The sequence below is a fragment of the Paenibacillus plantarum genome, from assembly GCF_013141695.1.
Lineage (GTDB): Bacteria > Bacillota > Bacilli > Paenibacillales > NBRC-103111 > Paenibacillus_E > Paenibacillus_E plantarum.
The window spans coordinates 36,013-45,141 of sequence record NZ_WHNY01000080.1 but is presented as its reverse complement, the minus strand read 5'-3'; the positions used below and the strand labels follow the sequence as shown (position 1 = coordinate 45,141).

Annotated in this window: 1 protein-coding gene; it reads right to left on the bottom strand. The window is 45.4% G+C overall.

Translation table 11 applies throughout. The features are described 5' to 3' along the window. Positions 1-705: 705 nt before the first annotated feature. On the bottom strand, positions 706-9,045 hold the full coding sequence (locus GC096_RS33220; RefSeq protein WP_171636531.1) for a glycoside hydrolase family 94 protein: 8,340 nt from the start codon (positions 9,043-9,045) through the stop codon (positions 706-708). Positions 9,046-9,129: the final 84 nt, after the last annotated feature.

Genomic DNA, 9,129 nt, shown 5'->3' with positions numbered 1-9,129 from the left:
AGTGAGGCGAATTTCGTTCGTAATTAGTAATTTTACTGACCGCTTCATAGAAAGCGATTCGATGTCTGATGACAAGAATCTCAAGAATCTGTTCCGATAAATGACAATAAATTATTCCGATTGCCCCCGCCGCTGATTTTGGCGGGTTATTATCCATTTAAATAAACCTATATCCAACGTTTTTTGTTGATTAGTGCATTGAAACAATAATTTAACCTAATTTTGGCGGATATTAATCGGATTATATTCTTGTCACTCGACAGATGACAAGAACTTGACTTGATGTCATAAATGACAAGAACTTGATCCCGTTCCCGAATTCCCGAGTGTTTTTTTTCCGCAGCAAAAAAAAGCCACCCGCGTTTTTATGAAGGCAGGCTGGCTTCACGAAACAAACGATAAAAATTGAGATAGATTGAATCACTTTCCTTTGGTAGTGGTGAACAGTCCCATCTCAGCAATTTGAAGAATTTGAAGTGCATTTAAATCATTAATCTCTTAGTTGCTTCACCCATATCCTCAGCTCACCCTTCTCTTCTCAGCTTTTCTCTTAGCTATAGACACACAACACATCCTGTTAGCTTAATTAGTGAAAGTAGCCGACTGCAGTCTCAATGCCGGCGGCCTCATTGTAATTTTGGTACTGCTAATTATTTACTTTAATAGCCCCCCAATCAACATATCACGTTGATTGGGACCCATTATTTAATATAGTGACAGTAAGATTTGGTGGATTTCATTATCGTCATGTAATAGGATGAAAGGACCGTCCTCTGTAGTGAACTCTTTCATATCGGCTGCCTTTCCATCAATCGATAACGTTGTTTGTCCACTGGACTTTTGTAATAAATTTATGACAGTAATGTGGTACTCAGATTTTCCGAAACGGTAGATTACGGCAAACTCCGGCCATTCTCTTGGCATACTTGGGCAGATGAACAACCGTTCTCCTCTACGGCGCAGACCGAGAATCCATTCAATGCCGGCTTGGTACATCCAACCTGACGCACCTGTATACCAAGTCCATCCAGCACGACCTTTATGAGGCTCCTCTGTATACACGTCAGCAGACATGACATAAGGCTCACCCACATATTTTCGAACTTCAGATGACGTTTTCGTATGCATGATAGGGTTCAACATGTGGAATAGTTCAAATGCTTTGTCTCCTTCACCAAGCCCACACCAAGCAATGATGCTCCAGATTACACCGTGTGTGTATTGACCTCCGTTCTCACGGATCCCTGGAGGATAACCCTGAATGTAACCTGGACTTGGATCCGTTTGATCAAACGGTGGATACAGAATATGCGCTACCGACAAGCTGCGATCTACAAGCTCACGATCAAAAGAACGCATAGCCTGCAACGCTTTGTCTGCCTGCGACAAACCTGAAATGACGGACCATGATTGTGCGATTGCATCAATTCGACACTCCGCATTATGGATGGAACCAAGCCATTCTCCAGAATCGGTGAATGCTCGTCGGAACCATTGGCCGTCCCACCCTTTTTCGTTAAGTGAATCTGCCAGTTTGTCCTGTATCCGCCTGTAATTTTCTGCCCGCTCGTGCTCACTGCGTTGTTCACATAAATTAGCCATTCCATGCAAAACAAGACCCAAGAACCAGCCGAGCCACACGCTTTCGCCTCGTCCTTCAGCGCCAACACGACTCATCCCGTCGTTCCAGTCTCCTATTCCGATCAGCGGCAGCCCATGCTCACCAAACCGTAAACCTCGGTCGAGTGCACGAAAGCAGTGATCTAAGATCGTACCGCTTTGCTCGGACAACACGGTCGGCTCATAGCGTTCATGTTCCATTTCACTTAATGGCTCGCTTTGAAGATACGGAACGGTTTCGTTCAATATGCTCTCATCTTCAGTATGTTCCATGTACCTGACCACAGCATATGGTAGCCACAACAAATCATCAGAAAAGCGAGTACGGATACCGCGGTGCGTTTCCTCATGCCACCAATGTTGAACATCGCCTTCTTCATATTGGTGGCTGGCATGAAGTACAATTTGCGCCCGTGTGAGGTCAGGACGACTATGGAGCAACGCTAGTGAATCCTGCAGCTGATCCCGGAAACCGTAAGCCCCACCCGCTTGATAAAATGCAGAACGCGCCCACATCCTGCATGAAAGTGTCTGGTATAGCAACCAGTTATTCAACATGATATCCATCTCAGGACTAGGTGTAGAGACCCTAATCGTGCCCATTGCATCATCCCAAAACTTTATCACATCCTCGTATGCCTGATCGCAAACAAGAGTTTGACGATACTTCTGTGTAAGCTCCGCCGCGGTTTCACGAGAATCCTCACAGCCTAGTAGGATGTAGACAATTTGTTCAGAATTAGGCTTAATTACGAATTTGGTTTGAATAGCTCCACAGCCCTCGTATGTTGGCCCAGTTGTGCCTGACAAGTGAAGTCGGTTCATGACAGCAGGATGATCAATACTGCCGTTCCGGCCAATAAACTCCAAGCGATCCGATGTCCATGTCATGTCCATATTTGTACTAGCAGCTTCCTGATGGTTTCCCTTCTCCCACTCTGCCGATGCTTCCATTTGCGGATGAATCGTTAAAAACGCGGTTGCGTCGCGGAAATTCTCTTGATACGTATTTCGTGCCATCAGTACTTCATTCTCTGAATCCCATTCCGAGACGATGAAAGAAGCATTCCCTTCACGGTGCACACCAAGTACCCATTCAGCATAATAAGTGACCGATATTTTCCGATGTTCGGACGATGTGTTTTGCAATCGCAATTTGATCACTTTAACGGGATCGTCCAGTGGAACGAAAACGGTCATTTCTTGCAGAAGACCATGACTTTCATGATGATAACGCGTATACCCACGACCATATACGACCTTATAGCTGGAAGTTGGCTGCTCGCGGGCTGGTGTCAACGACCAATATTCCATGCTTTCCTCGTCTCGTAAGTAGCATACTTCCCCTTGTTGGTCGATGGAGGGATCGTTTGACCATGGCGTCAATTTACATTCGCGGCTGTTGCGCCACCATGTATACCCTGTGTACAGTTCCGATGTTATACATCCGAATTTCGGGTTAGCCATGACGTTAATCCATGGTGAAGGCAGGTAATTACCGTTTTTAAGAACGATATGGTACTCGCGGCCATCTGCCGTAAAACCTCCCCAACCGTTGAAGAAGAGAAGATCATTCGTTTCAACAGCCTTTGCAGGAGCAAAGCGGTTTGGTGGTGCCGTTATCAGAATCGTCTCATCCGAAGTGTAGCTCGGAACAGATGCTTTTAATTGCGCCTTTAGACTTGGACCGTCAGCTCGCAGCACAATACGGGATACTGCATACAACAATGACTTGTCGCCATCTGCTAATTGAGTGACGGGCAATACGTGAACGCCCCCTTGCCCTGATCCTTGTCCGCTAATGATTTGTTCGACCATGCGCCGAAGGGCTTCCTGCAAATCCTGCTGATATCCCTCGACAGATTCATTCAAAATCACAAGATCGATGAACAGCCTGTTATGACGCAAGTACTCAAATCCAATGATTAGCTTGTTAATAAATGATAGATTTACTGCATCTGAAACCCGTATTATGACTATGGGCAAGTCACCTGATATCCCGTAAGCCCACAATCCCTGCTGTCCCTTTTTGTTAACAGCAATACTACTCTCTCGCTCTGGGCGTAATGGTGCCGCGTACAACGTACAACCCGCAAGCAATTGAAAAACAGCTAGATCGGCAATAGATATATGTAAATGCTGAACTTCAATTTGACTCCTCGTCCAAGCAAGCTGAAAAGATCGTTCGATTTGTTGTTTCTGAGACAACTGCTGCACAATATCTATTGCTTGTTCCTTCGACTCTGTTACGCCAGTTAGAGCTGTCAATTCAACTTGTTCACCAGCCTGTAGCGTTAATCGCCGTCGCATGATAAATGCAGGATCAGCCACCGACCCAACCGTGCTGCCAAGTCGGGTTGCGATTCCATTAGGTCTTGATAACGTATATCCCCTACCAATAAACCGTGCACGATCGGTTTCAAATTCTACCGGCCCAAGTGGCCTGCCGCCAGTCGTTAACGTGTGGAACGCCCATACGGATTTTTCTCCACCATCTCGAGGACGTTTACGTGCAAGCAGGCACTCTGCATCAGCTTCAAATTGTGTTTCAATAAATAGCTTAGTAAAAGCTGGATGCGCTTTATCCGCATTATGAGGCGCTAATGCGATTTCGAGAAACGTCGTCACCTCAAGAGTCCGAGCTTCACTCCCCTTATTGACAATCGTTAAACGACGAACTTCTGCGTTCGAATCAGGCGATACACAGATTTCAAGTGTCGTGTGCACATCCCCATCTTCACATAAGAACGTAGATCGATCTTGTGCGAACTGCGCCAGTTGCTTATTTGACGGCAAGCGACATGGTTGAAAAGTCGGAGACCACACTTTATCCGATATGACATCCCGAATATACATATAACTTCCCCAGTTGTCCGTCACTGGGTCCTCCCGCCAGCGGGTTACATCCATGCCTTCAAACCGTATGAACCCGCTGCCGCTATTAGAGATCATCGTGGTAAGTGTCCCGTTCGAATGTATATTTAATTCCGGTACTGCCGTATTGGCAGAGTCATATTCCCGCAGAGGAGCTATATGAGCCGGTTTCGGTTTTTCGATTCGTGACTGACCGGATAATTCACGATTTATTATCGTATTCCGTGGTGGAATCCGCTCTTGTAACAAGAGTTCCGCAGCCTGCACCCGTTTATCGCGATGAAAATGATCATACATTTTACTCGGCAGCAATACATTGGCAAGCGTCAGTAAACTCATTCCTTGGTGATGTGCCATAAAACTTCGAATGATCTTGTAAGTATCACCTTCAGGCATACGTCCAGGGGTAAAATCAATGGCCTCATAATAGCCATATTGTCCGCGCGCGCCTAGTTCCTCCATTCGTTGCAAATCGTTCAAGCCTTTACTCAGGGCAAAAGGAAGTGCCATGACTGTCGCATACGGCGCCAGAACCAAATCTTGCTCAAGACCGCGTTTGAAACCTAGGCCTGGGACACCGAAAGCCCGGTATTGGTAATTCATTTGATAATCAAACGCGTAATAACCGGATTCCGAGATACCGAAAGGGACACCCCGTTCATGCGCATATTCGATTTGTCGGTTCACGACACCTCGATACGTACTTTCCCAGATCGTGTTCCGATAAGTGCGCATAATCAGCCCTGGCATCAAGTATTCAAACATTGTACCGGACCATGAAACCAGAGAAATCTGATTCCCTTGCCTTTTTACCGTTCGGCCGAGCGCATTCCAATGGGATACAGATATTTGCCCTAGTGCAATCGCAACAAAGCTTGTCTGTCTAGCCTCGGAAGCTAAGAGGTCATAGAGAATGTTATCCCGCTGGTTCGAAGACGCATGGAAACCCAGTACGAAAAGTTTGGCCTTATAATCATAAAGCGGTCTGAAGTCGGTCTCCATGATCAATGTCTCGAGACGATCGATCAGCTTGTTGCCGAGCTCTAGCCAATCACTAAAGGCTATTTGGGGTGATGAGTTCCTATCTTGCTTCACTTCGTTAAATACATGAGGATCTTCTTGTCCGATGTATGTCACTTCTTCAGGACTTGTTTGATCGAGCTCAACGGAAAACTCAACTTGTAAGCCCGAATTGCCAGCAATAATTGACGTAAATGGATTTTTGCTTCGTGTGAAATCAATCTTTAGCCAATGGGCTAATCCTTGCTTAACTGTCATCAAACTAGCCACGAAATTCCCCGAATCCACTGTTGAGACATAGGCCGGCGGCAGTACATCAAGGGAAATGGTATCGTACCAGTTATATAGATGCCCGTTCCATTTGTCTAACTTTTCGACGGTGCCCACAGTCCGTTCTAAACGCTCCACAAGCTCGGGAGTATCAATAAATCCGAAATCCCGAGCAGCTAAGGCAGCTGTCAACAAGAAACCAATATTGGTTGGAGACGTGCGATGCGCAACGCCATTTGGAGGATCCATTTGCACATTATCCGGTGGCAGAAAGTGATCCTTAGGCCCTGCATAATCCTCATAAAATGCCCAAATTTGTTTAGCCAACACACGCATTTGGTCTTCTTCCACATCTGTGAATTGCAGCTCTTCCTGTGGAATTGGCTGGTCCAGCCAGCGGACAGCGAGAGGAGCTAATGCCCAAATTAAACCAAGCGTGAAACCCAGCCATCTTAACGCACTTTCCTGCTGCAGTGCTACCGCTATGGCAAAGAGGATAATCAATGCATATCCGCCACGTGATCCTAGAAGCAACGCCTGTTGTTTTCCCTTATTGTTTCGTTCAATTTGAGAAGAACTTGTCCATTCAAGCATACGACGTTTGCTAATTGACAGTCTATATAGGGTTTTCCCGATCGCATCGAGCAGAACCGCACTTTGGAATGGTAAGGTCAAAATATTCATTAAGACGTGTAAAACCGTTGACAACACCCTCCGTGGATGCCAAATGACGGTCTTCATGTGAACAAATTGCCGGATAATCGGTAATAGCATGGTTGCAAGAATGAAAGAAAACCAACCTACCGAGGATCCAGGCAGAACACTTAAACCAAGTGCCAAGAGTATGAGATAAGCAATTGGAAGTAAGCTGCGGCGCAAGTTATCGATCACTTGCCAACGTGTAATAGCGGACAGATCTACGGGTCTTAATGTTCCACGACGGTCGCAAACATGAGGGAAAAGCCAACAGAGCATCTGCCAATCTCCTCGGACCCACCTGTGCAAACGCTGTTGATATGCTAGAAACTTTGACGGGTGGTTATCGATCAGTTCAACATCCGATAGCAGAGCTGCCCGCAGAAAGCCTCCTTCAAGCAAATCGTGGCTAAGCACTGTATTTTCAGGAATACGTTCGCATAAAAGCTCTGCAAATATATCCACATCAAAAATACCTTTTCCCGTAAAAATCCCCTGCTCCATTGCATCCTGGTAAGGATCTGAAGCGGCAAAGGCATACGGGTCCAATCCTGGCTCCGAACAAATGTAAGCAAGCCTCGATTGCATGGCTGACTCATAACTAGTTCCAATCCGAGGCTGCAGTACTCCGTATCCTTCAATGACCCTAGTTCGCGCTTGATTTAAGCGTGGTCTGTTGTAAGGAAGATGCAGCGTACCAATCATTCTCTGTGCGCTTCCCATTGGAAGTTGTGTATCCGCGTCCAATGTTATGATGTAGCGAATTGGCGGTAAATCCACGGTTTCACTTAACATAGAATCGAAACTCGTCTCTTTGCTTCCTTTCAGCAGTTCGACAAACTCCACCAATTTTCCGCGTTTTCGTTCCCATCCCATGAATACTTCCTCAGCAGGGTTCCACTTTCTGCGGCGCTGGAAATAATGAAAGGTTGCTCCTTCTGGGATCGCATACATACGGTTGAGAATCGCAATTTTTTCTTTGGTAAAAGTAACAAGCGCTTCGTCTTTGTGAAGCGTTTCTTCCGCAGCATCAGTAAAATCACCCAAAAGAGCGTAATGTATGTTCGGATCGCGGTTGGCTAAATAATGAATTTCCAGACGATCAACAAGCTCTTCTACTTCCTCTGTTGTCGACCATATGGCAGGAATGACGACCATCGTGGTTGCATTGGAAGGTACTCCGTTTGAAAAATCATAACGCAGCAAAGGCCGAGGGCGTATCATTCTCTCAATACCAAAGTGGAGCCAAGTAATGACCCATTCGCTTACAGGAAGGGAAAGCATAAGTAAAACAACTACCCACCCTAACGGTGTTAATCCACGATCTCCCCCAATCCAAAAAGCAGATGCTATCAGTGCAAGCGCGAACAATCCGATTAGCAAAGATAAATAGGTACCAGTTGATCTTTTGGCAATACCTATTCCACGCACTTGTCTAGTTTTACTGCATAATCGCAAGGAATGCTCTAACTTCTTAATTCCAGCTGGTTCAAATAAAAAGTAAGCCACAAACGTCGATCGTGGTAAGTCATCTGCCTGCCCTCTTTTTTCACTCCACCGATCATTCTCTTCATTCGAAAGAGCTGCTGCAGTTTTTGCAATCAAATTTTCGGGTATACGCATACGGTGCGCTAATTTTTCAACTCGATGAAGGATTTCGTTCTTGCTATAAGAATCAAGCCGCGAATAGTCACCTGTACGATCCTGACGAAACGTTTGATCTAACAAGCTAATGCGTTCAAATAAGCTATTCCAATCCATACGCTCATTTTTTCGCAAGCTGCTGATTAAATTACCTGCCTTAACCTGAAAGGAGGATTGAAGCTGATGCTCGTACGATACAATGCGGTCCAGATCCATAGAACTATTCTCTAATTTGCAAACTAACCATTCCCGCACTGTCGCTGAATCCTCTGCCCACTCCCGCAAGTGACTAATCAAATGGACGATCCATGGACCTGATAGCGGTACTTGTTGCTCTGCTTCTTCTAAGACTGCGTTAATCGTCTCTGGATTTAACTTGGTAGGTTCTATTCTTGAAAGTAACTGTTCAACTTCTACGCAAACCTCCCGACGTTCCCGGACAAGTGCCATCGTTTCAGATAGCCTTCCTATCAAAGACATCCTTAGTATGAGTGAGATGGAACAGGTTTCAGCAAGTTTCAACGCCGATACTTCTTGATATGCGTTCATATAGGATACAAGGGTTTCCTCATCCAATATACCGTCAACTTGCTCCAAATAATCCTCACAAAGATTCTGGATTCGTAACATACCCTTCTTTTGAAAAGAAGGTAAGTAATTAAAAGAGCGGTTGGTAAAATTAGCTTTTACTTCTATTGCTTGTTCCTCAATAAATTCAGCATTATCAAGCAGCCATTCTTCCGCTGGTAAGGCACAACTTGCGGGACTGTTTTGCAACGATATAACAAAATCCCTTAAACTCTCTATGTTCTTCTCAAATTGATTCCATATGTATTTAGGCTGGATTCGCACTAACGTTGGCGTATGCTGTAAGGCAAGTTCTCGCGCTCTTTGACAAATTTTATCCGTATTATTTACCATTGGCCCCTCCGGAGATCAGTTTATACAATTTCTTGTCTTACTGTCGTCCGGTATAACGAGAATTCCGGGACAATGAAATTATCC